1 protein-coding gene is annotated in these 275 nt (G+C 55.3%); it reads left to right on the forward strand.

The genetic code is table 11. The annotated features are described in order from the left end of the window. On the forward strand, positions 1-275 hold a 275-nt coding region (locus KVT28_RS25050; protein WP_217550861.1), incomplete at both ends, for an Hsp70 family protein.

Here is a 275-nt window from a genome sequence, read left to right on the forward strand (position 1 = left end):
CAAAGTAACACGTGCGAAACTGGAATCACTGGTTGAAGACCTGGTTTCCCGCCCTATCGAGCCGTTGAAAGTGGCCCTGCAGGATGCAGGTTTGTCTGTTTCAGACATCAACGACGTGATCCTGGTGGGCGGCCAAACGCGTATGCCAATGGTTCAGGCCAAAGTGACTGAGTTCTTTGGTAAAGAGCCACGTAAAGATGTGACCCCGGATGAAGCGGTCGCCGTGGGTGCTGCGGTTCAGGGCGGCGTGTTGGCGGGTGAAGTGAAAGACGTTC

The organism is Pantoea sp. GbtcB22, from assembly GCF_019091025.1.
GTDB classification, from domain to species: domain Bacteria; phylum Pseudomonadota; class Gammaproteobacteria; order Enterobacterales; family Enterobacteriaceae; genus Pantoea; species Pantoea leporis.